Below are 26,644 nucleotides of genomic sequence, written 5' to 3'. Positions count from 1 at the left end.
CCTTATGCCTCTACTGCCATTCTAACGATATCAGTTACGTGTGTCTCCGGTCCGTATACATCGATCCATAGACCAAGTCTATCTGCTGCTTCTTTAATATCTTTAAGACCTTTTTCGTAGTTTGGTCCACCACGTCTCACATAGATCTTGATACCGATTTCTTTCATCTTGTCTGCATACTCTTCAAATGCCTGGATGATACCTGTAAATGTTTTAGCAACATCTGTAAAGTTAGCGATCGCACCACCGATGATAAGGATCTTATCTCTACCCTGTGCATCTTTTTCTCTTGTCATAAGATCAAGAAGTGTTTCTGCATAGAACTTCGTCTCACCTGTTGTCGGTCCACCTGAGTACTCACCGTAGTTTGCAAGGTCATCAATACCTGCAAGGTCAGCGATCGTATCAGCATAAACAACTGAAGCACCACCACCGGCAACCATTGTCCAGATTCTAGCTTCTGGTTTTAAAAGTGTCAATTTAAGTGATGCACCTGTTTTAGCATCTGCTTCTTCAACAGCCAATACTTCCGGAGATTTCTCTTCCATACCGAATGCAGTCGGGTACTCAACATCACCCCACTGGTCTACCATCATGAATCCGGCAGTGTCATCTAGTTTTGCAACCATATCAAGAAGCTCGATCTTGTTACCTTGCATTACGAACGGGTTGATCTCAAGGTATGCGAAGTTCAACTCTCTGTATGCTTTAAAGAAACCGATAGCAAATTCAGCAAATGCCGCTTTGTCTTTGTCTGCAACATCCGCAGGTACGTTTGCTCTGATTCTTTCAGCGATCTCTTCTTCAGTATCAGTGATCTTGAAAGCAACTTCAGTTACTTTCTCTTCCCAACCCTCTTCAACTTCCATTCCACCTTCAGCAGACATATAAAGCATATCATCATCACCTACACATGTAGCAGAGATATAATACTCTTCTTCTTGTGCATGTGGAGTAAACGGCTCAACTACGAAGTGAGTCAACATATCAACTGATGGTTCACCTGTTGGTGTGTCACCGTCAAATGAAAAGTATACTGATTGCTCTTTACTTGATTTTTCATCGATCCAGCTGATCGCTTTTGCTAATGAAACATCACCTGGCTTAGCATCTTTGAAAAGTACCAGATCATTTTTTCCTCTTTTACCGAAAAGCATATCTGGTTTTGCAACCAACGCTTTTTCATTTAACCATGTGTTCTCTTTTGCAGCTTCTGCTAGTTCAGATCCGTTTTGAACCATTACAGTTTGGTATGCATAAGTAAAATCTGGGAAATACTTATCCCAATGTTTTGCTAGAATTGACTTTGCGTCATACTCTCTAATCGCCTTTTGAGCCATCGAGTTCTCCTTTAGTTTAGTTCTTGGTAGTCTACCATTAGATAAATTTAACTTTCGTAAAAGTAATATAAACTATAAGTATAAAAAAAATATTGTGTAGTATAGAAACAGTTCTTAGGGCTATTGAGTAGTTGTTTGCGTACAGGATCGTATGCCATAATATCTTAACTGATAACGTTCTCTTCCATGTGCCCCATCGTAACACTTGATACCCTGAGACTTTAACTTCTCTGCCAACAGGTACGGTCTGTAGATACGATCTGCAAAATGATGTTTGGGATCTTCCAAAACCAAATAGAGCACCTTATGTCCTACAATGAAGAGAACACTGAGGGCAAGAAACGACATCACCACGATAAAACCCTGTCTGTACCGTTTCTGAAACTCTGGCAGACGTACGCCTATAGAGTGATTAAATACATCCAGCATAAGCACGATAGCGATCATCACATAGGGTGCGAAATCAGTGATATAGACACGCTGCCTAATGGACAGGAGTAAAGAGAAAGCCAATGCAACAAATGAGATGTACCAGATAAGTGTTTTTTCACCTCTCAGCAAAATTCTATACATCGCAAAGAAAAAATAGAGAAACAGCAAAGGTGAAAAAACCGTAGCATACAATCCGAATATCTCCACAAAGTGTCCTGAGGGTCTTCCTCCTACCTCAATGCCTTTAGCCAAATAGAGAAAGGCCAAGAGAAAGCTGAGAGAAAAAATAACCAATGGTTTCTCTTTGTGCATCACTGCATAAAATAGAACGGCAATAAAGAAAATGATGGAAGCTTCATGAATGAAAAAAAGCGCAAGCATGATCGGAGGGAGTAAAAGAGTATGTCCCTTTTCATAAAGTAATACAAAAAGTAACACAAGCGGCAATACAATAATAGCGACATTCACCAAGGTGGTTGCGGTGAGGATACCGGGTAACAGCATAAAGATGAGTGTCGAGAGATAGACATCTTTACCTTTTTGAAAATGACGTCGACTCAGTTCATAGTAAAGCCCAATAGTCAGAAATCCAAAAAAGAGAAAGAAAACCCTTAGCCCTAAAAATCCTATATTAAGACTTTCACCCCACCTCATCAAAGTACCTACAATATCATCTGAAGTATAGAGTATCTTTGCCTCGTGCGGACTGATGGGTGTAGTGGCAGCAAGGTAAAAAACAGCGATAGCATAAAAAAAGAATGCTAAAAAGAAATGCTGTTTTTTCATTTTAGTATCTTAGAGTTTTAAAAAATTATCTAACATTTCATGCCCATATTCACTCATAATAGACTCAGGATGGAACTGCACACCATAAATAGGTTTGTCTTTGATCTGCAACGACATGATCTCACCATCATCTTGACTGTGTGACGTAGCGATGACACTCTCTGGCAGTGTCTCTTTTTTCACCGTTAAAGAGTGATAACGTGTGGCCCTGAATTCATGTGGAAGGTCTTTAAAAATAGGTGTTTCGGCATCCACGATGATCTGAGAAGTTTTTCCATGCATCATATTTTTGGCTCTGATCACATCTCCGCCAAATGCCTGTGCAATGCTCTGATGACCTAAACAGATACCAAAAATAGGCGTAGTGTCTGCAAATTCCCTGATCACATCCAGAGTCACTCCTGCATCATCAGGGGTGGAAGGCCCTGGTGAAAGAATGATTTTGTCAGGATGTAATGCTTTGATCTCATCTATCGTCATCTCATCATTACGTATGACCTTTAGGTCTGCTCCAAGCTCTCTACAGTACTGCACTACATTGTAGGTAAAGCTGTCATAGTTGTCTATCATTAATACCATTTATTTTTTCCTATTTAAATCGACAGACCAAAAGAACTCGATCCATCTATCTGCTTCTTGTACATACCAATCTGGGGCTATTTTAGCAGTTTTCTTATAAAAAAGTGAAGCTGTTCTAAAGTTCACAGTCGGATACGCTTTATGCAACACATTCAACACTTCTATCAATGTGTCACCGCTGTCTACGATATCATCCACAATGAGTACATTTTTAGCCTCTGATAACTCCGGGATATTAAAGACTTTCACTTGGTCCAATTTGATGGTATCTTCATACCCGATCGTATTGATACTGAAGACTTCTCGGATATCGTAAGATTCTCCAAGCAGATGGCCTAGGGAGAGCCCTCCTCTGGCGATCGCGATGATCGTATCAAACTTCCAGTCGATCTTTTGAGCCAAAGATCTTGTATCAGCTACAAAATCTTCATAGGGATAATAGCGCTTTTCCATACTAATAGGCTTTGAGCTCATGATAAAGACTGTCACGCTCTATGGGTTGGAAACCGGAGTTTTTGATCAAGGCTACAAAATCATTCAGGTCCATCCCCTGACTGCTCTTCGCACCTGCGGCAGATTGAATGGACTCCTTTTCTATCGTACCATCCAGATCATCACAGCCGAACTCCTGAGCGATCAGTGCAAGATTGACCGATGCCGTGACCCAGTATGCTTTGATATGAGGAATGTTATCCAGCATAATACGGCTGATGGCATAGGTTTTGAGTATCTCCTGTCCTGTAGGAAAATCTGTCACTTTGAGGAAGTTGTTGTCTCTTTGATAGACTAAGGGGATAAAAGCATTGAATCCGCCTGTTTTATCTTGCAGGTCACGTAGTCTTATCATATGGTCTATACGGTGGGCACGTGTCTCTACATGTCCAAAAAGCATGGTAGCATTGCTCTCTCTTCCTCTCTCATGCCATTTTTGGTGTATCTCTATCCACTGATCTGAAGTGACTTTTCCTTTACATAGGTATTCACGTACCTTTTCATCAAAGATCTCAGCCCCGCCTCCTGGCATAGAATCTACACCGTTTTCGATCATCATATCCAACACTTCATCGTAGCTGTGTCCGTACTCTCTTGTCAGAAAATCTACTTCTGCTGCTGTCATCGCCTTCACATGCAGGTCGGGAAATGCTTCTTTGATCTTTCTGAATGCTCCCATATACCATTCTACACCGTCATTGGGATTGTGTGCCGAGACGATATGCATCTCTTTTGCACCGTTTTGGACAGATTTTTTTACAATATCCAGGATCTCTTCATGGGTCATGGTATATTGGTTGGGATTTTTTCTGCTTGCAGAGTAGGCACAGAATTTACAGATATCTGCACAGACATTGGTAGGGTTTATGTGCCGGTTTATATTAAAGTAGCTTTTGTTGCCGTATTTCTCTCTACGAATTTCATCGGCAAGTTCACCGAGCGTATAGAGATCTAAGTCATAGAGTGCTTCACCCTCTTCTTGAGTGAGTCTCTCTTTGTTGCGTACCTTTTGTATCAAATCCATTCTGAGAACATCCATAGTTATTTTTGGGTATTATACCAATATAACATTATGGAGAGAATAATTGAATACGCTTGAAACCCAAATAGAGGAATTACTTTATAATAAAGCAGCAGATTTCGAGATCGCCAAAGTGCTTAAGAAGGATATAAAAAGCTACTTTGAGACACTTGAAGAGACCTTTGCAACTTCAGGGGGTAAAGACTTTCTTGTCAAGCATACGAAAAAAATAGACAGTATCTTAAAGATCATCTACAAGGTGGCTACCAGAGATATGTTCGGTGATTATCTTCCAATGAAAAACTCCATTCCTCTGGGGCTTGTCGCACTGGGTAGTTACGGGAGAGAACAGCTCTGTGTACACTCCGATATAGACCTCATGCTCGTCTATAAGGATATTCCTGCGTACAATGTAAAAGAGATCATCGAAAAAATACTCTATATACTTTGGGATACAGGCTTAAAACTGGGACATAGGGTACACACGATCGATGAACTCTATGAAGTATCTAAAACCGATATTACGATCAAAACCGCACTGATCGAATCACGTATGATCGAAGGTTCCATTTTCATCTGGACAGAGACACAAAATGCCATCGCTCACATTCGTCATGATAATATCAAAGAGTTCATACAACTTAAACTGGAAGAACGTGAACTGCAACACCGTAGATTTCCTCTTACCATGGAGCCAAACCTTAAAGACGGGTCAGGTGGTTTTCGTGATGCAAACCTTGTTTTCTGGATAGGGAAGATACTCTATAATGTGGATAATATCAAAAATCTTCCTGAGAATGTGGTAGATGAAAAAGAGTATCGTACCTTCCGGATCGCATTGGAATTTCTTTTCCGTGTACGTTCTGCTTTACATTTGATCGCACAAAAAAAAGAAGATCAGTTACGCCTTGAGCTTATCCCGGAGATAGCCCAGCTACTCGGTTATAAAGAGGGGTCAAAAGGTCAAATGAAATGTGCCAAAAAAGTGACTGAAAGTTTAAAGATCATCAGACTCTACAGTACGATCTGGATCAATATTCTGACCCAGGAGTACATGACTGACAATCCTGAAAAAAACTATCTTTATCCAAAAAAAGGAAAACAGAACTTCAATGCACTGCTTCAGCAGCTCTCTGCACATGCAAAAAAACCTTTTTATGCCCACCCTACTTTTATACAAAAGTTGATCAGTTCAGAAAAACCTGAACGTCCTGATGAAGCACTCTATCAGACGATCAAGAGTATATTCCATCAGCCATACAGTCACTCTATTCTCAAGGTGCTCTCTTATGCAAGACTCCTGAGCTATACCATTCCGCCGATTAAAAAAGCGATCGATCTTCCCCAATTTGACGGATACCACCAATTTGCAGTGGATATGCACTCGATACGTTGTATGTACCACTTAGAACATATAGAGGATCCTTTTATCAAAAAACTTTTTGATACACTGAGTGATGAAGAGAAGGTCATGCTTAAAATTGTCACTTTCTTACATGATGCAGGAAAAGGTCGGGAGCGTGACCATCACGCTGTAGGTGCATCTCTCTTTAAAGTGTTTGCAGAGAAGCTGCACTTAGACCCTGAACATATCGTCATGGGTGAAATACTCATTTTATATCATACCTTGATGAGCAAAGTAGCCCAGCGTGAAGATATTTACAATGAAAAAACAGTGGTACATTTCGCCTCGCACTTTCAAACCAAAAAACTTTTGGATCTCATCTATATCCTGACCTATGCAGATATGAACGGTGTGGGGAAAGACATCTATAATTCATTTAATGCAAGACTGATCAGGATACTTTACGAGCAATCACTTGAGATCTTAGGCAATAAGAGCATGCTGGACGAAGCAGCCAAAAGACTTAAAAAAGAACAGACACTCAAACGGAATGCAGCATTTAAAACATTTACCCCAATACAGCAGAAAAAAGTATTACAGATCCCTTCAGATCTGCTCTTTTTACGTTACAGTCCTCAAAAAATTGTTTCTATCACCCAAAATGCTTTTCAAACCGAAGATTATACCTTCAAAATAAGCAATATAAACTACCTAACCATTGAAGTGACTCGCAGAAAACCATTTAATATCTCTTATCTCTTAGGGAAACTCTCCACATTGGGTGTGGTGCATATGGATATATGTAAACTTTTTGATGATCTTAAATATTTTAAAATAGATTTTTCTACCAAAGTGGATGCTGAAGATATGCCGCATGTGAAAGAGATCCTTCATGACTCATTTGATGAGACAAAAAAGAGTACCCTGAGTGTACCTGTGATAGAAAAAGGTGAACTTCAGATCGATTGCGAACACTCTAAATCCTATGCAGTCATGTACCTGAACTGTAAAGACCAAAAAGGTTTGCTTGCCTATATTATCAACATCTTTGATGAGATGGGTATTGACATAGCTACTGCCAAAATTCATACACTCAAAAGCCGGGTAAGAGACATGTTCCTCATCGAAAAGAATGGAAAGTTTTGTCATAATGTCGATACGATAATAGATAAACTTACAGGAAATAGATAAGATGTGTGGAATTGTTGGATATATAGGACCAAAAGAGAAAAAAGAGATCTTGCTTGAAGGCTTACAGGAGCTTGAATACAGAGGATATGACTCTGCAGGTATCGCTGTTATTGAAGGGGATAAACTTTCTGAGTATAAAGCCATAGGTAAATTGGACAATTTACGTGAAAAAACCAAAAAGTATGAAAGCGAGGGTTTTGGTATCTCTATAGGTCATACCCGATGGGCTACCCATGGTAAGCCAACGGAACTCAATGCACATCCACACTTAGGTGCATACTCTTATGTGGTACATAATGGGATCATCGAAAATTATCAAGAGCTTAAAAATGAGCTGCAGAGTGAAGGTGTAAAATTTCTTAGTCAAACCGATACAGAAACGATCGTACATCTCTTTGAAAAATATTATAATGCAAGCAATGAAGCTTTTAGTGCCTTTGAAAAAACGATCAAAAGGCTGGAAGGTGCGTATGCCACACTCCTTATCACAAAAGCAGCCCCTGATACTATTTTCTTTGCCAAGAACGGTTCTCCTATGCTGATAGGGTTTGATGATGAGGAAGTTTATTTTGCTTCTTCTGACACCCCTGTGATAGGTAAGGCAAAAGAGGTTTATTATCTTGAAGATGGTGAGTATGGCTATGTCCAGGATGGTACGGTGCATCTCTTTAACAAAGATGGAAGCACGAGTTTCACTACACAGGCACTGAGCGCGGATAAGATACTTGCCCAAAAAGACGGATACAGGTTCTTCATGGAAAAAGAGATCTATGAACAGAGCCGTGTGATGAGTGAAACGATGATGGGGCGTGTGCTTGATGAGAGCATTGCTTTTGATGAACTCGATGAAAAATTCTTCGAAGGGATCTCAGCGATCAAGATCTGCGCTTGCGGCACCAGTTACCACTCTGCTCTGGCTTCAGCCTATCTCTTTGAACGTATCGCCAAAGTAAAATGTGATGTAGAGATCGCCTCTGAGTTTAGATACAAAGAGCCTCTACTGACAAAAGATACACTCTTCATTACCATCTCTCAAAGTGGTGAGACCGCCGATACACTCGAAGCCCTCAAAATGGCAAAGCGTGCTGGGCTGAAGAGTCTGAGTGTCTGTAACGTGGACAACTCTTCTATTGTTCGTGAAAGTGATGCTGCCATCCTCACAAGAGCCGGTATAGAAAAAGGGGTTGCAAGTACCAAAGCGTTTGCAACACAGACCATGGTACTTTGGATGCTGGCTCTTTATGTGGGTCAAGAAAAAAGTACGGTTTCAAAAGAGATACTCACAAGTGAGATTACTGCGATGCTGCAGACCCCAAAAGCATTGATCGTCACTGATACCCTGCATGCCAAACTCACTCGACTCTCCAAGCGTTATCTGCATGGACACGGATTCTTCTTCATAGGCAGGGATATATTCTATCCTCTTGCGCTAGAAGGTGCATTAAAACTTAAAGAGATAAGCTATATGCATGCAGAAGGGTATCCTGCCGGCGAGATGAAACACGGGCCAATTGCCCTTGCGGACAGTGAACTTTTCACCATTGCACTGATGCCAAAGACGATGCACTATGACAAGATCAAATCCAATGTAGAAGAGCTCAGTGCCAGAGATGCGACGATCTGTGCTATCTCTCCAGAACCTTTTGACCTCGCGGATGACTTCATACAAACGACCTATGATGCGCATCCGATGTTAGAGTTTTTTGAGATGATGGTGGTGACACAACTGCTTGCACTTGAAATTTCTGTAAGGCTTGGCAATGATGTAGATATGCCTAGAAACCTGGCTAAATCTGTGACTGTAGAGTAAAGAAAAACCTATGCTTATAGAGTATGATGAGATACCACAGGTAGAAATGGACTTTATGAATGAGGTCCATAAAGAAGATGTTGATATCATCAACTCTATTTTTGAACAGATACTTGCCTATGACGGAAGTGAAAAAAGTGCTGCCGCTATAGATGAACTCTATACTCAATGGATAGATCATACAGTAAACCATTTTCAAAATGAAGAGATAAAGATGCAGGAGATGCATTTTCCTCCTTACCTTGCACATAAAGGGGAACATGACAGGGCACTTCAAGAGATGCGTGATCTGTTTTCTCACTGGAAGCAGCATAGAGATATCAAGGCACTTAAAATCTATTTTATAGAGACGTTACCTGCATGGCTACACAACCATATCTCAACGATGGATACCGTGACTGCCCGATTTTTTGCGACAGGTCAATCACCCTGCGGAGGAGGCGTCTGCTGAATTGATTTTTGACTCTCTAGATTCTCAAACCATTGTGTACATAAAGCTTTGTAAATGATCTTATACGCTTTCAGCTTTTGATCATTGATTTCATCTTCTTCGGTGAAGTAACGTCTCAAAAAATAGGCTTCACTTTCTTGATCCAGGTTAAATTCAACACATACCGATGCCAGATCAAAATACCTATCATTGATCGCTGCATCTTCCCAGTCGATCAACTGGATCGTTTCTGAAAAGAGTACATTACGGGGATTGAGGTCATTGTGGCACAATACATATTCAGATGGGAAATTCCCTAAAGTTACGAAAGCCTCCTGCACTGCTTTTGATTTTGTCTCGAACAGTGGTTCTAGCACCAGAGGGTCGCTGTCTATTTTTAACGTATGGACCTTTTTCAAGACTTCTGCGAACTGATGTAGATCGTTTTTCTCTAAACTCTCTTTATGTATACCCTCTACATATGCTGATATTGCCAATACATTCTCTTCATCCAGAAGCAAAGGCTCTGATGCTACACCTTTTTCAAATGCCAATGTTTGTACTGCAAATTCAAATTTTCTGTCTACATCTGTCCGGATGAACTTGCGTAAAATATATTTTTTTTCTTCGCTGTGGATCAGATAGTTTTCGTTACAGTAGCCCTGCATCTCCATCAGTTCAAATGAGTCTATCGTTCTGTTTTCAAAAAGTGTGTATTGTTTCAGTTGATCTATCATTGTTCCACAAGCTTTTGATTCTCTATTTTATACACCCTATTGGCAATACGTTCACAATCTTCTATCTCATGTGTGATCATGATGGTGTGTAAATGGTTTTCATCTGTGATCTTTTTGACCAGATCAAGCATCTCTGTTCTTGTATGGGCATCCAAGCCGGTAAAGGGTTCATCCAGAAGTAGTATAGGTGCATCTCTTAACAGCACCCGTGCAAGCGCAACACGCTGTTGTTGCCCGCCTGAAAGTGATGAGACAAGGGTATGCTCATATTTTTCAAGCCCCACTTCTTTGAGTATTGTTTTTACTTTTTCTAACTCTTCATGCGTGCTTTTAAGTGTTTTGCTGATACCTAAAAGTATATTTTTTTGTACCGTTAAGTGTTCAAAGAGGTTATGATTTTGAAATAAGATGCTGATAGGCCTTGCTTCAACAGTCTGATCGATCAACTCATTTTCATCCAGCATGATGCTACCGCTTTTTGCAGGCAAGAATCCTGCCAAAAGGTCAAGCAATGTGGATTTCCCACTCCCGCTTTGACCCAGTATCGCTACAATCTCTTTGGGCTTCACAGACATGGAATACGTATAAATATCATCAGCATTTTTATACTGGAATTTTACATCAGTTATCTTTAGCAACGCTTCTCCTAAATAGTCTTGGTAACAAAACAAATACACACAGTGTGATAGCCAAGAGTATCAAAGCAACCCCGGCAGCATCACTGGTACGGTAAGAACCCATAAGCTGATACAAATACCAGGGTAAGGTTAAAAAATCATCGGATCCAAACAATGCAATGATACCTAAATCCCCTAATGAAAAACAAAAAGACAAGGCAAAAACATAGCCGATAGATGACTTCAAATAGGGATATTCACAATAGACCCACCTTTGCAATGGAGTCAAGTTTAACGAAAAGACAAGCTTGTCATATCTTTGGCCTGTCTTTTGCATCACCGGTGCTAAAACGGCCAAGGCAAAAGGCAATGACATCAATACATTTGCAGTAAGAAGTGCCAGGGTTGACCAGACAGCTATAGGGGCTTCATAGGTTTGTGATAAAAGGAAAAATCCCAGCCCCATGATCAATGACGGAATGGCTAGGTAGAGATTTCCAGAGAAGGAAACGATCGTGTTCAGGACTTTTGAGAAAGTGTTATAAGGTAAACGGTGTTTCAAGGTAAAATTTCTTTTTGTATCACTTAAAAAGAGGGCAAAGAGTACGGTCAATATACTTGACACTGTTGCGAGCCCCATACTGGTAAAAAATGATTTGATAAAAAGAGGTTCTGCGAGAATCCTTTTAAATTCTGCACCCAACCCATCAACGATGATAGCCAACAGGGGTAAGGTAAAAAACAGGGAGAACAGAGTGATAATGGCTACCTGAAATCGTTTGACATGTTTGGACTCAGACCATGGTATGTGTAGTGTACCTGTTCTTACATTGCCAATATTGGTTCTGAAGTTCGATGAAAAGAGTACCAGAAACGTAGTCACTGCAAGTTGTATCAATGCCAGTTTTAATGCCATAGTAATATCAAATTCAAGTTTCACTGCCTCATAGATCGCCACTTCCAAAGTGTTATAGGCAGGTGAACCACCAAGTACAAGTACAATGGCAAATGAGGTAAAGCATAAAAGGAATATGGTCGATGCAATGCTTAAGAGTGTCGTTCGTATAGCCGGCCACTCTACATAGATAAACCGTTGAAATGTTGTAAAGTTCAAACTTTTTGCAAGTTTATACTTCTCTTTGGGAATCGATTCAAAAACATGCAGCAAAGATCGTGAAGCAAAAGAAGCATTCAAATAAACATGTGCTACCAGGATACCCGTTAATCCATACAGATAAGCGCCAAAAGATTGATCAAATAGATAGAGACTCAGTTGATTGACCCATCCGTTACGTCCAAGTACAGCTATCAGTCCAAAGACAACAATCAGCGTCGGCAAGACCAAGGAAGAGGAGAAGAGTGCCACCAGGAGGGAACGCCCTTTAAAATTTGACTGGTGAGCCAGACTCCAGGCTAAAGAGAGCCCTACCAATAGTGATAAAAGTGTAGATAAAAAAGCCTGGTAAAGTGTGAACTGTAACAGAGAAAAGACTCTACTGTCAAGCTCTATTACACTAGTATCCTCTTGCGAGAGAAAAAATATGAAAAATAGTAAGAAAGCAAACCCCAGTAATAAAAGAGAGATGAACCCTCCAGGCAATAATGAATGTTTCAATCGCTTTACATCTTGCAACATCTTTATCGTTCCAATGATTGAAGCCATTCATTAATGATCGCTTTTCTGTGTAATTCAACTGTTTTACCATCCAGTAAGATCATTTTGGATGGCTGTGTCAGTGTCTCAAATACTTTAGGCAACCCTTGTTTTGTTTTTACCACAGGATAGGCCCAGTTTGCTGTAGGAATGATCTCTGCGAATGTTTCACTATACATAAAACGTAAAAACTGTTTCGCTAGATCTTTATGTTTGGAAGATTTGAGCATAGCCGCCACTTCTATCTGTCCATAATGTCCCTCATCGAAACGTGCACTTTTAAAGTTTGTTCTGTTCTCTTCTATCATGTGATAAGCAGGGGAAGTCGTATAAGATAAAACCATATCTGCCTCACCTTTCAAAAACAGACCATAAGACTCTGACCAACCTTTAGTAATCGTCAATATATGAGGAGAAAGTTTCTTCCAATACTCTCCTGCTTTCTCTTTATAAATCTCCTTGACCCATAAAAGTAAACTGAGCCCAGGTGTGGATGAACGGGGGTCCTGAATGATGATCTTAAAATCTTCAGGCATAGAAGCGAGTGCTTCAAATGACGTTGGAGGATCTTTCAGCTTATCTGAATCATAGACAAAAGCCACATAACTGTAGTCAAACGGTACAAAATTCTCATCTGTATAGGGGACAGGCAAATCTAAATTGGAGGTATTCATATCATGTTTGGCAAAGAGTCCCGTTTTATTGGCAGCTTGTGCAATGTTGGTATCTAGTCCAAGTATAATGTCTGCCTTGGTATTTTTACCTTCAAGTTGAATTTTTCTCAATGCACCTATGGAGCTGGACATCCCTACAAACTTTACATTACAGTCATATTCTTTTTCGAAAGCTTCTTTTATCTTAGGTCCTGGGCCCCAGGAGACAGCAAACGCATCATAGGTATAGATAGTGAGTGTGGGTTTTTCATTACTGAGTGCAATGACGGTAATGAGCAGGAGTGCGTATAGTATTTTAATCATAAAGGATTATACCCCATATATCCCCTGTCTATTATTACCCACAAACTTTATGACAAAAATAGAATCCGGGATCTCTGTAAAAACCGAAAACATCTCTTTTTCCAAGAGTGCCATGATTACCTTATAGTCACCATGCACCTGAGTGCTGAGTTCGTTACGAACAACCTCAACACTCTGCTCTTTTTCAAGTTCAGCGATGAAAGCTAAAATAGGTGCTTCAAACTCTTTTTGAAGCGGGTACATACTGATGTCTACGGAGATTTCCATCTATCAATCCTGATTAAAAATCATACGCAACAGTTAAACCAAATGTTCTTGGTGAACCTTTTTGAGTATAAAGTTCATCAATGTAACCATTGCCTGGGTTATTTGGGAAAAAGAACCCTCTTACTGCATACTCTTCATCTGTAAGGTTCCTCACCCAAATTGTCGCAGAAAAACTACCATTAGTATACTCTAAACTAGAATTCAATAATGCATATGCTTCTGATTTTTGATCATGTGTATTAGAAAAATAATAGCTTCCTCTTCCCTCTACATTGGTTTTAAATATCCAAGCCTCGGCCAATACATAGTCAAATCCAATATTATACTGATACTTAGGTGACTGAGCTGGTGCTCTTCCTTCTAATTCTGGGCTATATTCATCAAACTCAGCTTTCAATAATCCTATACTTGAATAGAGGTGAAGATCATCATTTGGATAATAATCTAGTTGAGATTCCAACCCATAATAACTTCCTTTGGCAGCATTTGAAAGATAATCCGTGAAACTGTGTCCCGCTAAATCATACAGTTTTACCTGCATGTCATTACGCTTTCCATAAAATAGATTCAATCTGCTTTTTAGTGTGTTATCAAAATGAGAAGAGTTCACTCCAGTCTCAAAGTTCCATAGTGTCTCAGTGGCAAATGTTTTATCTTCTACACTAAGTGTTGAACCTGGATTTACCCCACCTGGCTTATACCCTCTAGATATATTTGCAAAAAGAAGTGTGCTTTGATCATAAGCATAATTCAATCCAATTTTTCCACCGACCATCACTTCATCATTATCTATATTTACATTATGAGAGTCACTATACTCAGCGTTCCAATCTTCGACTCTTAATCCTGTTACAAAAGTCAGTTTCTCATCTATATGTGTATCTAACTGTGTATACAGTGCTATATTTCTTGATTCATAACTACTGTCAAAATTCTCTTCTGCCCCATAATCGGTTGGATGGTATCTGTCTAGATCTTCTTCAAATTTTTTCGCGTATGCACCTATTGTCCAATCTGTTTTACCACCGAAGATACGTCCATCTTCATCTGAAACCAAACGTATATCTATATCTGTTAATTTCTGGTCTCGATTATACTCATCAAATCCCATATATGGCCATAAGCTCGCATCAAACTCACCTACATAACTCCAGTCCTCATCATAACTGTATGTCATGTCAGATGATGAATGACTTATTTTTGAGATCAGTCTCATTGTATCAAGCTCATACGTTGACTTAAGGGCAAATGCATTGGTTTTCTGTGTATCTTGCCCAGGCTGATCAGAATGAGAATCCCAACTGTTGTCTAATGTCCATGCATCATAACCGTTGTCTATATTCACATGCATTACATTAAGATCAATCGTATGATTATCTGATGCCATCCAGCGAAGTTGAGCTTTTGCTGTCAATTCATCTATATTTTGAGTATCATCACGATTTAAGTAGCTGTTTTCCATATAACCGTCACTGGTATTTTTATAAATGGAAAATCTTCCCAAAAGTACATCATCTACCAGTGTCCCACCAATAGCTGCTCCGACTGCTTTGGTATTGTAGTTTCCAACTGTTGCTTCAATATGTCCTTCAGTCTCTTTTGTAGGTTCATTACTTTGTAAACTAACCACACCTGCAAGACCATTTGCACCGAATGTTGTTCCTTGAGGACCTTTAAGTACCTCTACCTGATTAACATCAAAAAGTGTTGCACCCAATGTTGCATAGGAAAAATCAATACCATCTATGATAAGACCTACAGATGGGTTTATCGGTGTTTCATATTGACTTCTCTCACCGATTCCTCTGATTTGAATATATTTTGCTTTAGATGCACCTGTACTAAAGTTGACATTCGGTATTTCAGATAGGGCTTCAATAAATGATTGTGAAGCTTTATCATAAATTTCTTCTTCTCCTATAATCGTAACACTATTGGTTGTTTGAGAAAGTGTCTTCTCCCTAAAATCAGCACTAACAACAATTGGATCAAGTGTTACCTCTTCTGCAAGTGCAGGTGTGTTCAATAATGCATAAGCTGCCATCATAGAACCAGTTAAAAGTTTTGTTTTCATTGTATTCCCCTTAAAATATGTATATGAAAAAAGGGAGGAAAAGTAGATAAAAGTGATACATAATGTATCGAAGTAGATTATATACGATTCTCTTCCCTACGCTGGTATTATCCAGTTCAAGTTCAACGGGTCAAGCTTTTCAGCTATCTCAGCTTAGATCTTAAAAGATCCAGCACCCCGAGAGATTGATGACTACTTATACTAAAAATAAGCTATTATAATGCTTAAATCAGCGTAGAAAAGAGTTATATTAATTAAACTGATGCCAAAAAGGTGTACCGACAGTAGGTGTGGAAGGTGAAGCGAATTCACGCTCTTTCATCACACCTGCTTCATACCCCAAACGTCCGGCCTCAACAGCCAATCTAAAAGCATCTGCCATTTTTACCGGATCCTGTGCCAAGGCTATGGCTGAATTCAACAGTACTCCGTCATAACCAAGTTCCATTGCCTGTGCTGCATGAGAAGGTTTACCTATACCTGCATCAACAACCAACTGTAGATCCGGAAACTGCTTACGAATCGCGATAAGATTATCAGGGTTCATCAATCCTTTGCCTGAACCTATCATGGAGCCCCACGGCATAATGATCTTACATCCCACATCTGCCAAACGTTTTGCAACGACCAGGTCATCTGTAGTATAAGGGAATACTTCAAATCCGTCTTTTATAAGCACTTCAGCAGCTTTTACTGTTTCAAATGGGTCTGGCTGCAGATTGTACTGGTCACCTATCACTTCGAGTTTTACCCAATTTGTACCAAAGACTTCTCTCGCCATCTGTGCTGTAGTGATGGCTTCTTTAGCAGAATGTGAACCAGCTGTATTGGGCAAAACTTCTATGCCTAAAGATTTGATAATATCCCAAAATGGGTTACCTCTTCCCTCGCCGGCTGCTTGACGTCTCAAAGATACGGTGACTATCTGGGCACCTGAGATTCTAATAGCATCTTCCATATTTGCCGGACTCGGATAGAGTGCAGAACCTATGAGCAGTCTACTGCTTAAGGTTTTTCCGCCTATCTGCCATGTGTTGTTGGTTTCTAACTGTTTGGTCATTTTATCCACCTTGTACGGGAGCCAAAATATCTATGGTGTCTCCCTCTTTTATAATTGTCTCATCATACTTGGCAATGGGAACAAACGTAGTATTGACAGCGACAGCAAAACCTTTGACTTTATATTCAAGTGCTTCTATCATCTGACTTACATTTAAATTGTTTTCAAGCTCTTTTACTTCACCGTTCACTGATACTTTTATCATCTGTTTAACCCTCCATTTAACGCTTCTTCCACGACTGCAGGTGCCAATAGATAACCATGTCGATATAATCCATTAATACGTGTCATCTTTGTCCCATGTTCGATCTTTGGCAAATTATCTCTGAGTGCCGGACGACAATTTGTAAGCATGTTAACGATACGTGCCTCTGCAAATCCAGAATGCATACTGTAAACTGCCGAGAGCAGCTCCAGGCTTGAACGTACAGACATTGGACTTTTATCTTCACTCTCTATCTCAGTCGCACCGATAACATATCTGTTATTCGGCCGTGGGACAATATAGATTTTATAGCGCGGGTGCAGCATACGAGTAGGTCTACTTATGTTTACTTCAGGCGCATCTAGCCAAAATACTTCTCCGCGTACACCACGTAGATCACTGATGTCATCTTGAGCACCAAGTCCTCTCGAATCAAATACCCAATCAAATGTTTTACTCTCATTAGCTACTGTAATCGTACCGTCTGAGATATGAGTCACTTTAGTCTCTTCCTGCCACGTAACGTCTGAATGTGCAAGTAGATAATCACTTGATGCTTTCATAAAACGCTGTGCATCCACCTGTCCTTCATGTGGTATAAAGAACGCTTTGGCATGCTGATCCAGATCCGGTTCAAGCTCTGTCAATGTTTGTCTGTCCAGAAGTTTTATCTCTGATGCTGCTTCTACCTTGGACTGTAATGTATCGATAAAGTGATCCAGTTCATTATAATCTTGAGGGTGTGCAGTGATGATACTGCCCTCCTGCTGATACGCATCTGCAATGCCGACCTGTTCCAACAGACCAGGCCAAAGCGCAATAGAGCGATTTCCATGATCAAAAATAACAGACTCTGCACTTTCTAATTCCGCAAAGACAGCGAGCATACCTGCAGCAGTGATCCCTGCTGCCTTATCGCCATAAGCCGTGTCTTCATCAAAAAGAGTTACTTTGTGGCCACGTTGTAGTAGGTTAAGTGCCAGCACTCTACCTACTAAACCAGCACCTGCAATACCTATATTCATGTTTTTACTTTTCTTCTATCTTAGCTGCTTCAACATAGACTTCTGAACCCATCTCTTTAAATTTCATGGACATTTCGTTCATTCCCTGTTGTTTTGCACTCTCTACATCTGTTCCCAGTGAATCTGCATATTCACGTACATCTGCAGAAATCTTCATCGAACAGAACTTTGGTCCACACATTGAACAGAAGTGAGCCACTTTAGCCGCTTCCATAGGAAGGGTCTCATCATGGTAATCTCTTGCACGCTCAGGGTCAAGACCGATATTGAACTGATCTACCCATCTAAACTCAAATCTTGCTTTACTCATCGCATCGTCTCTTGCACGTGCACCAGGGTGTCCTTTGGCAACATCCGCCGCATGTGCAGCGATCTTATAGGTAATAAGTCCCTCTTTTACATCTTCTCTGTCTGGAAGTCCCAGGTGCTCTTTAGGTGTTACATAACAAAGCATCGCACATCCGTACCAGCCTATCATCGCTGCACCAATCCCTGATGTGAAGTGGTCATACCCTGGTGCGATATCAGTCGTTAACGGCCCAAGTGTATAGAATGGCGCTTCATGACACCACTCAAGCTGCTTATCCATATTCTCTTTGATCATGTGCATCGGTACGTGTCCCGGACCTTCGATGATCGTTTGTACATCATGTTTCCAGGCAATTTGTGTTAAACGTCCCAGCTCTTTAAGTTCAGCGAACTGTGCTTCATCATTTGCATCCGCTGTACTTCCCGGACGTAAACCATCACCCAGTGAGAATGTTACATCATATGTTTTCATAATTTCACAGATCTCCTCAAAGTGCGTATTGAGGAAATTCTCTTGGTGGTGATGGATCATCCATTTTGCCATGATCGCTCCACCACGAGAAACAATACCCGTTACACGTTTTGTCGTCATTGGTACATGGTGCAGTAAAAGCCCCGCGTGGATCGTAAAGTAATCTACTCCTTGCTCTGCCTGCTCGATCAGTGTATCTCTGAACACTTCCCATGTAAGATCTTCAGCGATACCGTTTACTTTTTCAAGTGCTTGATAGATAGGCACTGTTCCGATAGGTACCGGTGAGTTACGGAGGATCCAGTCACGTGTCGTGTGAATATTCTTACCTGTTGAGAGATCCATTACTGTATCTCCACCCCAGCGTGTTGACCATACCATCTTCTCTACTTCTTCAGCGATACTTGATGTCGTTGCTGAGTTACCAATGTTTGCATTGACTTTTACAAGGAAATTACGCCCAATGATCATAGGTTCAACTTCCGGGTGGTTAATGTTACATGGAATAACTGCACGACCCGCTGCTACTTCCTGACGTACAAACTCAGGAGTGATCACCTCTGGCAAGTTGGCACCAAAATCTTCACCTTTAAGTCTTGCTTCTCTCTCTTCATCTTGAAGGTAGGCTTCATTCATCGCTCTGTCTTGATTTTCACGAATTGCGATGAACTCCATCTCTGGCGTGATGATCCCCTGTCTTGCATACCAAAGCTGAGAAACATTTTTCCCTTTTTTAGCACGAAGTGGTGTACGTACGAGCCCTTTTGCACCTGCTGTAACGAACTCAAGCTGTTCATCAGTGTTGTAACCATTGTCTTCAGGCGCCATAATACGTCCTTCATACTCTTCTACATCGCCACGCCCTACGATCCATTCTTTACGGATAGCAGGAATTCCCTGACCTACATCAATATCTACAGTTGGGTCTGTATAGGGACCCGATGTATCGTAAACTCTGAGTTTTGATTCATCACCCAAAGTGATCTCACGTACCGGTACTCTGATATCTTTATGTATCTCACCCTTGAGATACACTTTTTGAGACGCAGGAAATGGGTCTCTCGTTAAAAGTTCATTGGATGTCGTTAATGTGTCTTTATATGCTTTTGTCATAATGTTCCCTTAAAATGTTATATTTAGGGAAGAGGTGTAGAAATTAAAGAAGTTATAAATAAAAAAGGCCTCTAGGCACAGTATTTATAGTTAATAATTAGATACAAGTCTCTTCCTTACGCTGGTATTGTCCAGTTCAAGTTCGACGGGTCAAGCATTTGCTATCTCAGCTATGTATCAGATATGTGTTCCATAAATGATCAAAGCCCCCCGAGAGGTTGAAACCGTACTATAGTTTAAAGAGGCTAAAAATAGGCTTAATTAAATGTATAAAATGATGAGAAAAAGATCTATATAAAGGATTAAGATAAATGTTTAGGAGAAAGATTTCTTTATATATAGAAAATTAAAAATAGTTTTAGAATTCAACCTTTGGCGGTCAGAAAAGATCTAACCAGCCACCGGTTTGCTTAGAAAGTATACGTTACACCTACGTTGATAGCATCTACAGTCACATCTTCTTGCACGGCAACATTGTCAAATCCTGTATCATCATACAGTGTTGTATAGTCTGCAAATACGCCAATATTTTCAGTCACTGCATAGTTTGCACCTAGACCCCATTGGAAGCCACTTTCTGAAAATGAAGGCCCCTTATCAAATGTAGTTTCTCCGTATCCAAGCAGTGCGTATACTTTTATATCACCGAACGGATACATCGGCTTCGCATAAATAGCAGCATTTTCAAGACAATCAGTTAAACCGGCATATCTAGCCTCTACACCGATATATGGGTTGAAGTTGTAACCTGCCAGTAAAAGTGTTGCATCACCATCATGCTCACCAAAGTTCCCTGAAGCATCTAAATTTATATATGTATACCCTGCACCTACATAAAAAGACCCGGTTGATTCATCAACTTCTGGTATAGTGACTTGCGGTTCTACCGGAGTAGTGAAATCTCCACCTGCAAATGCGAATGTATTCATTGCCAACAGGGCAACGATTGATAGTGAAACTTTTTTCATTTTTTCTTCCTTATATTTTAAATTCTTGAAAAAGTGGCAGTATTATATCAATTAATATTAAAATGTCAATAGTCGAATGATATTTTTTTCACTTTCTGGCTAAAAACTGGGCTCCATTCCTTTTGAAAAAGGTAATGACTGCCTATTCTTCCGTCTTCATATCGACTAGTTCTGCCAGGAGCTCTTCTATCTCTTCTTCTTCAAGCTCATTGCGTCCAAGCTCTTCAATGATAGCAAAACACTCTGTACGCATCTCCCTCATCTCTTCGAGGTCCTCTTTTTGTTCTTTTGAAGCAGATTTTGCTTTATCTATGGCTGCAAAAAGTTCATCAATGGCTACTTCCAAATCTGGAATGATCTCAAGTTCTAATAGGTTTTTGAGTTTTTCTGCTGATGTCATTGTCTTTCCCGTATGTTTATTTTTTGTATTGTAGCGAAATTAATGTGCAATCACTCAAAAAATGATCAAACAGATCATTTTTTTTGTTCGCTTTTGGAAGCCATCATCACGATAACCACAGTGAGAAGCGCACCCATAAAGACAATGCTGTACCCTGTCGGTAGATCATAGAAATAAGAGATCACGATCGCACCGATACTAAAGAACCATCCAAAAATAAAGCTTACAAGTAAAGGCTTTTTCACATTGAGAGAAAGAGAAACAAAAGGCGGTGCGATCAGAAGTACAAAGACAACAAAAACACCTGCTAGGGAAACCGAAGAGGTCACTGTGATTGCAAGAAGTGAAAAGAAAAAGAGTTCCCTGAAAAAGCCTTTGAGTCTCGGATAGACAAAGTAGAGTGCCATGGCGATGAAGGCATAAATAATCACACTTTGTAACACATCATTCAGAGGTGTAAAAAGTATATCGCTTGCAAGAAGCGATTTGAAATGCTCCATACCTTCAGAGGAGTGTGAAAGCACCATCATGATCCCGCTGGCACCCAAAATATAAAGAATCCCTATAAAGGCTTCCAAATGAAGCTTTCTCGTCGAAGCAAAAGCGATCAAAAAAGCACACAGCAAAGCAAAACTGAGGGTCAAAGGGTAAAAGTATTCTTCATGAAAGTACCCCAGACTGATCGATGAACCAAGCGCTGCGAACTGGGCAATAGCAAGGTCTGTAAAGATGATCCCTCGCTTTAAGATCTCTATACCAAAATAGGCATGAAGCATCACAAGTACAATAACCAAAACAATCGGAATAAGTAAAATATCTATCATTTTATGGCACTTGTCAGGTAGTCAAACAGGGCACTCAGGTTATCGATATTTTCAAGTGCTTCTATGTCATGTGGCATAAGAATGATCTTGATACCGGTTTTTTGACTGATAAAATCAGCTGTTTTTGTTGAGTGATAGACATCATGCAAGATACAGCACGGCTGTTCTTTTTTGATCAGTTCAATGATCTCGATCGTATGTTTTGAAGAGGGAGGGATCCCCGGAAGCGGTTCGATCGTTCCTATGTTCACAAGACCATACTCTTTGTTAAAATAGGCAAGATTATCATGAAACTGAATGACCTTCAACCCTTTTTTGTCTTTCATTTTCTTCTTCCAAAGAGCCATTTTCTGCTGCCAGACCTTGGAGAAATCCTGATAGTTTTTCTTGTAAATACCACTGTTTTTTGCATCTATGCTGCCAAGAAACTTCTCTATGGTCTTTGCCAGTATCAAGATATTTTTAGGACTGATATGAAAATGGGGATTCCCGTCAGGGTGAATATCTCCATGTTTTCTGTCCACACTTTTTGGCTTGTTGATAAGCTTAATATGGTGCGAAAGATTTAAAAATGTTTTCGTATTGGGCATTGTTTTGGGATTGCCGGCACGATTGATGATCGGCGGGAGCCAACCAATCTCAAGCTGTCCGCCGTTCATGATCATCGCGTCTGCATTTCTCATTTTACTGATGAGCGAAGGACGAGGAATGATAAAGTGGGGGTCCCACTTTCCTTTTGCCAAAACCGTTACCTTAACATCTTCTCCTCCTATCGTTTTGGTCAATGCACCAATAAAGGGATAACTCACCGCAATATTGAGCTGTGCGAACAATGATAAGGGAAGAAGCGCCAGTAAAACAAATAACTTTTTCATCTTAAAATGCATGTGCCGCGTGCGCACCGATTGCAATATTTGCCTGTAACATGATCGTATGGAGATTTTCTCTTTCATCAGCTTCATTATACATTGCCTTATTATAATTATATTGAAGTCTAAAACGTGCAAATTCACTCGTATGGTATTCGATCATGGCAGAATACTTGTTGAAATCATCAACTTCATTTGTATCAACACCATCTTTTGTAATGTCATTTTGATAAATTGTATCATATCTCACACCCATTCTCCAATTTTTATCATGCGTATAGATCAACTGAGAATAGAGGCCGCTCTGTTTTTTATTCATACTGCTATAATTTTCAGGCGTTGTAAGATCCCCATATATGACACCATCAAGCTCTCTGCTTAACCACTCGGTTTGCCACTTAAAAGATCTGTACGAATCCAATGCATGCAATACGACCAAGTCAGCACCATAAAGCTTTGCATCACCTTTAAATACATGAGGGTTTTCTTCATCTTCACTATGATTTAAAAGTGTATCTCCTTGTGCATAAGAGAGTCCACCGAAGATCGTCGTATCACCAAAATCAAACGAAGATTTAAGATAACCTACATAAAGAGACGGTGCATCTGTACCTTCTATACGGTCCTCTTCAACACCTGTAAACTCTTCAAGACTAACAGACTCGTTTCCAAACATCTGTTCATTTTCACCCTGAAGTACTTCAAGCCCTGCCATGAGGTAAAACTCCGTTGGTGCTGTCCATTGCAACTGGGCACCCAATTCATTTATTCCGTGCGTTCCCAAAAATGATTCATAGACGAGTGGCATATCTCCAAAATCCCAATAGTGATGGTGTTGTGCATTGATATATCCGAAATTTGAGAGAAGTTTACCGCCTCTTAATCTCAGTCCATGTCCCAATGCGGTCGAGGTAAAATAAGCCTCCTCTACTTCAACACCTTCTTGACTGAAGTGGAACGTACCATCCATACTGAAAAACGGATCCACGCTGCTTGAGAGTATAAGCTCCGCGTAGTTAAAGTTAAACCCCTGGTTTGCATTATAGGTAGCCTCGTTACTGCCACCGTGTGCATGCTCTGTATAGAGGCCATGTGCAATACCGGGAAGTCCAAGATGAGAGAGCTCGTCGTCTTTGATACTACGGTTTACATAAGATACGTCCGTAATAAGCGAGATATCCGGAATATATTTTGAATTGTCAAACGTTCTTTTGTCTTCATCTAAAAGTTGTGCTATATCACCGTAAGATAAACCTGCACAAAGCATACTTGTTAATACTATTTTTTTCATAGTCTATGATCCTTTAATTATTAATATTTTGTTTTTAAAAATGGTTTTGGTTGAATTATTTTTTGATTATGAAAAAGATACCGGGGGTGCAGTAGCATTAAACCCTAATACTATAGAACTGTCGGTATATTGTGATTTTTTTACAATATCAATCGGCTTACATTGTGGTACATCTGTATAGTCAAAGCTTGAATTAACAAGAACTTTTTCCACTTCTCTTCTTATGTTTACAGCAAGGTTCTCATTACTCACAACCACATGTCGATTGTGTTGATAAAGCTTGATCTTCTGGGATGTGTCACAAACGTTACATTCTGAGATCTCCTCCAGTTCATGATGCTGAAAGTGAATTGTTGTACTCTGAGATGCCCATACAAAAAGAGCAATAAGCAGTAACTTTACAGAGTGTTTTAGTTTCATAAAAATTGTCTCCTTTCGTATGATTAAATTCAATAAAGTGTTAAACTATTTACTGATTACACTGACGCCAAACATGATGGACATGTACCGTTGATAATTACATTATTAATTTCATAATTTGGCAATGTGATATCAATATTTTTAATACACTCTACACTATTACACTTTACACAAACAAAATGTGCATGTGGACTCAATCTGACCTCAAAGTATCTTTTTTTATCATTGGATTCAAAAGCATTCAATATGCCCTCTTCCTCAAACTTGGAAATATTTCTATAGAAAGTCGCTTTATCCATAGAGATATCATTTTTGATCTCTTCATAACATAAAGGTCTGTCCGCTTCTTTTAATATCTCTAAAAGCTTTACCCTTGCTGTGGTAAGCTTGATATTTTTATCTTTGATCAGTTCTTCTATTTTCATGGTGGGAGTATAACGGAAACTTTATTAAATGCGACTAAGTTGCAAGTAGATTATTTAAAATGGTATTTAATATAGATTAGATTGAATTGTATAAGTGAATTGAGAGAGTATAGTTGAATATTTATGACCGAACGCAACAAAGCAGTTCGGTCAAAGAGGTCATAAAAGTGAAGATTTAGTGGCAGCCGCAGCCTGTTCCGCAGCTTTCACCTTCTGATTTTGCCGGTGCAGAAGCAGCTCCAGCACCTGTACTACAAGCACTTACACCTGGAGGTGTGGTAGGCTGTACACCAGAGTTATCTGCTAAACCTTCAGCATTAACTTTATCGATAAATGCAAGAAGGTTCGATGCAGCTTCCTGATAACGCTTAGCCGTTTCAGAATCTGGTTTATGGTATGTTACTGGCATACCAGTATCTCCACCTACTCTGATCGCTGGTTCAATCGGGATACGAGCAATCACATTTGTATCGTACTCTTTAGCAACCGGTTCTGTTGTACCCATACCAAAGATATCAGACTCAGCATCACATGAAGGACAGATGAATCCACTCATATTCTCAATGATACCCGCAGTTGGGATATGTAGTTTTTGGAACATATCCAATGAACGTCTACTGTCATCAAGAGATACCTCTTGTGGTGTCGTTACTGTGATACCTGCAGTGATAGGTACAGCTTGTGCAAGTGAAAGCTGTGCATCACCGGTTCCTGGAGGCATATCGATCACAAGTACATCCAGTTCAGACCAAAGAATATCTCTCAAGAACTGCTCGATCGCCTTCATGATCATAGAACCTCTCCAGATAAGAGATGTTCCTGGCTCCATCAATGAACCCATAGACATGATCTCAACACCATAGGCTTTTAATGGCACCGCTTTGTTCCCCTGGATTTCTGGTTTTTGATCTTCAACACCCATCATACGAGGAATGTTCGGTCCATAAATATCCGCATCAAGAAGACCTACTTTTTTACCTTGCATTGCCATAGCAACTGCAATGTTTACAGAAGTTGTAGATTTACCAACACCACCTTTACCTGAACTTACCATTACAAAGTTCTTGATATGCGGTGCGATGTTCTTACCACTGACTGAGTTAGACATTTGTTTTGGTGCCTCTGGTGCAGTGATATTGATGTTCACATCTTTAAACCCGAGTTTATTGAGTTCATTGGTTGCGTCAAGTCTCAGTTGTGCTTTTACCTCATCTGCCGATGATGTAATATCTATTGTCAAACCTATAGTATCTCCATCAATAAGGATATCTTTGACAAAACCGAATGTTACGATATCTTTCGTGAAGCCCGGATATGTTACGTTCTTCAACGCTTCTAATACATTTTCTTGTGTCATGTTCTTTGTTCCTAACTTAATTTTTTATTTCGTGACTGATATACGAGTTATACCACTTGAATCTTAAATTAGATTGAAAAAATCGACTAATATCGTAATTAAGAGTAAATTTGTCCGATAATGTTGACTAAAGGGTTCTAAAAGGGTTCTATGA

At 39.9% G+C, this 26,644-nt stretch carries 26 protein-coding genes and 2 riboswitches; of the genes, 3 read left to right on the top strand and 23 right to left on the bottom strand.

Annotation, left to right across the window (positions count from 1 at the left end):
• Positions 1 to 2: 2 nt before the first annotated feature.
• The 5 genes from MN086_RS02445 to mqnE form a co-directional block, all read right to left on the bottom strand.
• A complete protein-coding gene (locus tag MN086_RS02445; protein ID WP_248576476.1) occupies positions 3 to 1,340 on the bottom strand; it encodes an ATP citrate lyase citrate-binding domain-containing protein in 1,338 nt (445 codons plus the stop codon).
• A gap of 120 nt (positions 1,341 to 1,460) precedes the next feature.
• Complete coding sequence (locus MN086_RS02440) at positions 1,461 to 2,558, bottom strand: hypothetical protein (RefSeq protein WP_248576475.1); 1,098 nt, start codon at positions 2,556 to 2,558, stop codon at positions 1,461 to 1,463.
• Positions 2,559 to 2,567: 9 nt separating this feature from the next.
• A complete protein-coding gene (locus MN086_RS02435; RefSeq protein ID WP_248576474.1) occupies positions 2,568 to 3,137 on the bottom strand; it encodes an aminodeoxychorismate/anthranilate synthase component II in 570 nt (189 codons plus the stop codon).
• Positions 3,138 to 3,611, bottom strand: a complete 474-nt coding sequence (locus MN086_RS02430; protein WP_248576473.1) for a phosphoribosyltransferase — start codon at positions 3,609 to 3,611, stop codon at positions 3,138 to 3,140.
• Positions 3,592 to 4,653 carry an aminofutalosine synthase MqnE gene (gene mqnE, locus MN086_RS02425; RefSeq protein ID WP_248576472.1) on the bottom strand — a complete coding sequence of 354 codons (1,062 nt, stop codon included), beginning with the start codon at positions 4,651 to 4,653 and terminating at the stop codon, positions 3,592 to 3,594. Before mqnE ends, MN086_RS02430 begins: the two co-directional genes overlap by 20 nt.
• Positions 4,654 to 4,714: 61 nt before the next feature.
• Between mqnE and MN086_RS02420 the strand changes: the two genes are divergently transcribed.
• From MN086_RS02420 to MN086_RS02410, 3 genes are read left to right on the top strand one after another with little or no spacing between them, the layout of a single operon-like run.
• A complete protein-coding gene (locus tag MN086_RS02420) occupies positions 4,715 to 7,186 on the top strand; it encodes a nucleotidyltransferase (RefSeq protein WP_248576471.1) in 2,472 nt (823 codons plus the stop codon).
• Position 7,187: 1 nt separating this feature from the next.
• Positions 7,188 to 8,996, top strand: coding sequence for a glutamine--fructose-6-phosphate transaminase (isomerizing) (gene glmS, locus MN086_RS02415; RefSeq protein WP_248576470.1), 1,809 nt, complete (start codon positions 7,188 to 7,190; stop codon positions 8,994 to 8,996).
• A gap of 10 nt (positions 8,997 to 9,006) precedes the next feature.
• Positions 9,007 to 9,447, top strand: coding sequence for a bacteriohemerythrin (locus tag MN086_RS02410; protein WP_248576469.1), 441 nt, complete (start codon positions 9,007 to 9,009; stop codon positions 9,445 to 9,447).
• On the opposite strand, the gene MN086_RS02405 is transcribed toward MN086_RS02410, so the two are convergent.
• The 18 genes from MN086_RS02405 to MN086_RS02320 all read right to left on the bottom strand — a co-directional run bounded on the left by MN086_RS02405 (position 9,417) and on the right by MN086_RS02320 (position 26,490).
• Positions 9,417 to 10,163, bottom strand: coding sequence for a choline/ethanolamine kinase family protein (locus MN086_RS02405; RefSeq protein ID WP_248576468.1), 747 nt, complete (start codon positions 10,161 to 10,163; stop codon positions 9,417 to 9,419). The genes MN086_RS02410 and MN086_RS02405 overlap by 31 nt on opposite strands.
• Positions 10,160 to 10,801, bottom strand: a complete 642-nt coding sequence (locus MN086_RS02400) for an ATP-binding cassette domain-containing protein (protein WP_248576467.1) — start codon at positions 10,799 to 10,801, stop codon at positions 10,160 to 10,162. Before MN086_RS02400 ends, MN086_RS02405 begins: the two co-directional genes overlap by 4 nt.
• Positions 10,785 to 12,443 carry an ABC transporter permease subunit gene (locus MN086_RS02395; RefSeq protein ID WP_248576466.1) on the bottom strand — a complete coding sequence of 553 codons (1,659 nt, stop codon included), beginning with the start codon at positions 12,441 to 12,443 and terminating at the stop codon, positions 10,785 to 10,787. The genes MN086_RS02400 and MN086_RS02395 overlap by 17 nt, the downstream gene beginning before the upstream one ends.
• Positions 12,419 to 13,411, bottom strand: a complete 993-nt coding sequence (gene thiB / locus MN086_RS02390; RefSeq protein WP_248576465.1) for a thiamine ABC transporter substrate binding subunit — start codon at positions 13,409 to 13,411, stop codon at positions 12,419 to 12,421. Before thiB ends, MN086_RS02395 begins: the two co-directional genes overlap by 25 nt.
• A 6-nt stretch (positions 13,412 to 13,417) precedes the next feature.
• A complete protein-coding gene (locus tag MN086_RS02385) occupies positions 13,418 to 13,678 on the bottom strand; it encodes a hypothetical protein (RefSeq protein WP_008245209.1) in 261 nt (86 codons plus the stop codon).
• Between the two features lie 13 nt (positions 13,679 to 13,691).
• Positions 13,692 to 15,752 carry a TonB-dependent receptor gene (locus MN086_RS02380; protein WP_248576464.1) on the bottom strand — a complete coding sequence of 687 codons (2,061 nt, stop codon included), beginning with the start codon at positions 15,750 to 15,752 and terminating at the stop codon, positions 13,692 to 13,694.
• Positions 15,753 to 15,828: 76 nt separating this feature from the next.
• Positions 15,829 to 15,942: riboswitch (TPP riboswitch) on the bottom strand.
• Between the two features lie 60 nt (positions 15,943 to 16,002).
• Positions 16,003 to 16,812, bottom strand: coding sequence for a thiazole synthase (locus MN086_RS02375; RefSeq protein ID WP_248576463.1), 810 nt, complete (start codon positions 16,810 to 16,812; stop codon positions 16,003 to 16,005).
• 1 nt (position 16,813) lies between these two features.
• Positions 16,814 to 17,017 (bottom strand): sulfur carrier protein ThiS, encoded by a 204-nt coding sequence (gene thiS / locus MN086_RS02370; protein ID WP_248576462.1) that lies wholly within the window; start codon positions 17,015 to 17,017, stop codon positions 16,814 to 16,816.
• Positions 17,014 to 18,042 carry an FAD-dependent oxidoreductase gene (locus MN086_RS02365; RefSeq protein WP_248576461.1) on the bottom strand — a complete coding sequence of 343 codons (1,029 nt, stop codon included), beginning with the start codon at positions 18,040 to 18,042 and terminating at the stop codon, positions 17,014 to 17,016. The genes thiS and MN086_RS02365 overlap by 4 nt, the downstream gene beginning before the upstream one ends.
• A gap of 4 nt (positions 18,043 to 18,046) precedes the next feature.
• Entirely contained in the window at positions 18,047 to 19,936 is a 1,890-nt protein-coding gene (gene thiC, locus MN086_RS02360; protein WP_248576460.1) for a phosphomethylpyrimidine synthase ThiC, read from the bottom strand.
• Positions 19,937 to 20,032: 96 nt separating this feature from the next.
• Positions 20,033 to 20,159, bottom strand: a riboswitch (TPP riboswitch).
• Positions 20,160 to 20,346: 187 nt separating this feature from the next.
• A complete protein-coding gene (locus MN086_RS02355) occupies positions 20,347 to 20,904 on the bottom strand; it encodes a porin family protein (protein ID WP_248576459.1) in 558 nt (185 codons plus the stop codon).
• 142 nt (positions 20,905 to 21,046) lie between these two features.
• Positions 21,047 to 21,304: a hypothetical protein gene (locus MN086_RS02350; protein ID WP_223899328.1), complete on the bottom strand. Its 258-nt coding sequence runs from the start codon at positions 21,302 to 21,304 to the stop codon at positions 21,047 to 21,049.
• Between the two features lie 74 nt (positions 21,305 to 21,378).
• A complete protein-coding gene (locus MN086_RS02345) occupies positions 21,379 to 22,128 on the bottom strand; it encodes a metal ABC transporter permease (RefSeq protein WP_248576458.1) in 750 nt (249 codons plus the stop codon).
• Complete coding sequence (locus MN086_RS02340) at positions 22,125 to 23,003, bottom strand: metal ABC transporter solute-binding protein, Zn/Mn family (RefSeq protein WP_248576457.1); 879 nt, start codon at positions 23,001 to 23,003, stop codon at positions 22,125 to 22,127. The genes MN086_RS02345 and MN086_RS02340 overlap by 4 nt, the downstream gene beginning before the upstream one ends.
• Position 23,004: 1 nt before the next feature.
• Positions 23,005 to 24,288 (bottom strand): hypothetical protein, encoded by a 1,284-nt coding sequence (locus MN086_RS02335; RefSeq protein WP_248576456.1) that lies wholly within the window; start codon positions 24,286 to 24,288, stop codon positions 23,005 to 23,007.
• 66 nt (positions 24,289 to 24,354) lie between these two features.
• Positions 24,355 to 24,708, bottom strand: coding sequence for a hypothetical protein (locus MN086_RS02330; protein WP_248576455.1), 354 nt, complete (start codon positions 24,706 to 24,708; stop codon positions 24,355 to 24,357).
• Positions 24,709 to 24,764: 56 nt separating this feature from the next.
• Positions 24,765 to 25,133, bottom strand: a complete 369-nt coding sequence (locus MN086_RS02325) for a Fur family transcriptional regulator (RefSeq protein WP_248576454.1) — start codon at positions 25,131 to 25,133, stop codon at positions 24,765 to 24,767.
• 175 nt (positions 25,134 to 25,308) lie between these two features.
• On the bottom strand, positions 25,309 to 26,490 hold the full coding sequence (locus tag MN086_RS02320; protein ID WP_248576453.1) for an Mrp/NBP35 family ATP-binding protein: 1,182 nt from the start codon (positions 26,488 to 26,490) through the stop codon (positions 25,309 to 25,311).
• Positions 26,491 to 26,644: the final 154 nt, after the last annotated feature.

The sequence above is a fragment of the Sulfurovum sp. XGS-02 genome, assembly GCF_023213175.1.
GTDB lineage: Bacteria > Campylobacterota > Campylobacteria > Campylobacterales > Sulfurovaceae > Sulfurovum.
Note: the sequence above shows the minus strand (reverse complement) of the source record. Positions and strands in the feature narration are given on the sequence as shown.

Bases quoted from the DNA above. Each gene is read 5' to 3' on its own strand.
- MN086_RS02445 (WP_248576476.1), bottom strand. From the start codon at position 1,340: ATGGCTCAAAAGGCGATTAGAGAGTATGACGCAAAGTCAATTCTAGCA.
- MN086_RS02440 (WP_248576475.1), bottom strand. From the start codon at position 2,558: ATGAAAAAACAGCATTTCTTTTTAGCATTCTTTTTTTATGCTATCGCT.
- MN086_RS02435 (WP_248576474.1), bottom strand. From the start codon at position 3,137: ATGGTATTAATGATAGACAACTATGACAGCTTTACCTACAATGTAGTG.
- MN086_RS02430 (WP_248576473.1), bottom strand. From the start codon at position 3,611: ATGAGCTCAAAGCCTATTAGTATGGAAAAGCGCTATTATCCCTATGAA.
- mqnE (WP_248576472.1), bottom strand. From the start codon at position 4,653: ATGGATTTGATACAAAAGGTACGCAACAAAGAGAGACTCACTCAAGAA.
- glmS (WP_248576470.1), top strand. From the start codon at position 7,188: ATGTGTGGAATTGTTGGATATATAGGACCAAAAGAGAAAAAAGAGATC.
- MN086_RS02410 (WP_248576469.1), top strand. From the start codon at position 9,007: ATGCTTATAGAGTATGATGAGATACCACAGGTAGAAATGGACTTTATG.
- MN086_RS02405 (WP_248576468.1), bottom strand. From the start codon at position 10,163: ATGATAGATCAACTGAAACAATACACACTTTTTGAAAACAGAACGATA.
- MN086_RS02395 (WP_248576466.1), bottom strand. From the start codon at position 12,443: ATGGCTTCAATCATTGGAACGATAAAGATGTTGCAAGATGTAAAGCGA.
- thiB (WP_248576465.1), bottom strand. From the start codon at position 13,411: ATGATTAAAATACTATACGCACTCCTGCTCATTACCGTCATTGCACTC.
- MN086_RS02385 (WP_008245209.1), bottom strand. From the start codon at position 13,678: ATGGAAATCTCCGTAGACATCAGTATGTACCCGCTTCAAAAAGAGTTT.
- MN086_RS02380 (WP_248576464.1), bottom strand. From the start codon at position 15,752: ATGAAAACAAAACTTTTAACTGGTTCTATGATGGCAGCTTATGCATTA.
- MN086_RS02375 (WP_248576463.1), bottom strand. From the start codon at position 16,812: ATGACCAAACAGTTAGAAACCAACAACACATGGCAGATAGGCGGAAAA.
- thiS (WP_248576462.1), bottom strand. From the start codon at position 17,017: ATGATAAAAGTATCAGTGAACGGTGAAGTAAAAGAGCTTGAAAACAAT.
- MN086_RS02365 (WP_248576461.1), bottom strand. From the start codon at position 18,042: ATGAATATAGGTATTGCAGGTGCTGGTTTAGTAGGTAGAGTGCTGGCA.
- thiC (WP_248576460.1), bottom strand. From the start codon at position 19,936: ATGACAAAAGCATATAAAGACACATTAACGACATCCAATGAACTTTTA.
- MN086_RS02355 (WP_248576459.1), bottom strand. From the start codon at position 20,904: ATGAAAAAAGTTTCACTATCAATCGTTGCCCTGTTGGCAATGAATACA.
- MN086_RS02350 (WP_223899328.1), bottom strand. From the start codon at position 21,304: ATGACATCAGCAGAAAAACTCAAAAACCTATTAGAACTTGAGATCATT.
- MN086_RS02345 (WP_248576458.1), bottom strand. From the start codon at position 22,128: ATGATAGATATTTTACTTATTCCGATTGTTTTGGTTATTGTACTTGTG.
- MN086_RS02340 (WP_248576457.1), bottom strand. From the start codon at position 23,003: ATGAAAAAGTTATTTGTTTTACTGGCGCTTCTTCCCTTATCATTGTTC.
- MN086_RS02335 (WP_248576456.1), bottom strand. From the start codon at position 24,288: ATGAAAAAAATAGTATTAACAAGTATGCTTTGTGCAGGTTTATCTTAC.
- MN086_RS02330 (WP_248576455.1), bottom strand. From the start codon at position 24,708: ATGAAACTAAAACACTCTGTAAAGTTACTGCTTATTGCTCTTTTTGTA.
- MN086_RS02325 (WP_248576454.1), bottom strand. From the start codon at position 25,133: ATGAAAATAGAAGAACTGATCAAAGATAAAAATATCAAGCTTACCACA.
- MN086_RS02320 (WP_248576453.1), bottom strand. From the start codon at position 26,490: ATGACACAAGAAAATGTATTAGAAGCGTTGAAGAACGTAACATATCCG.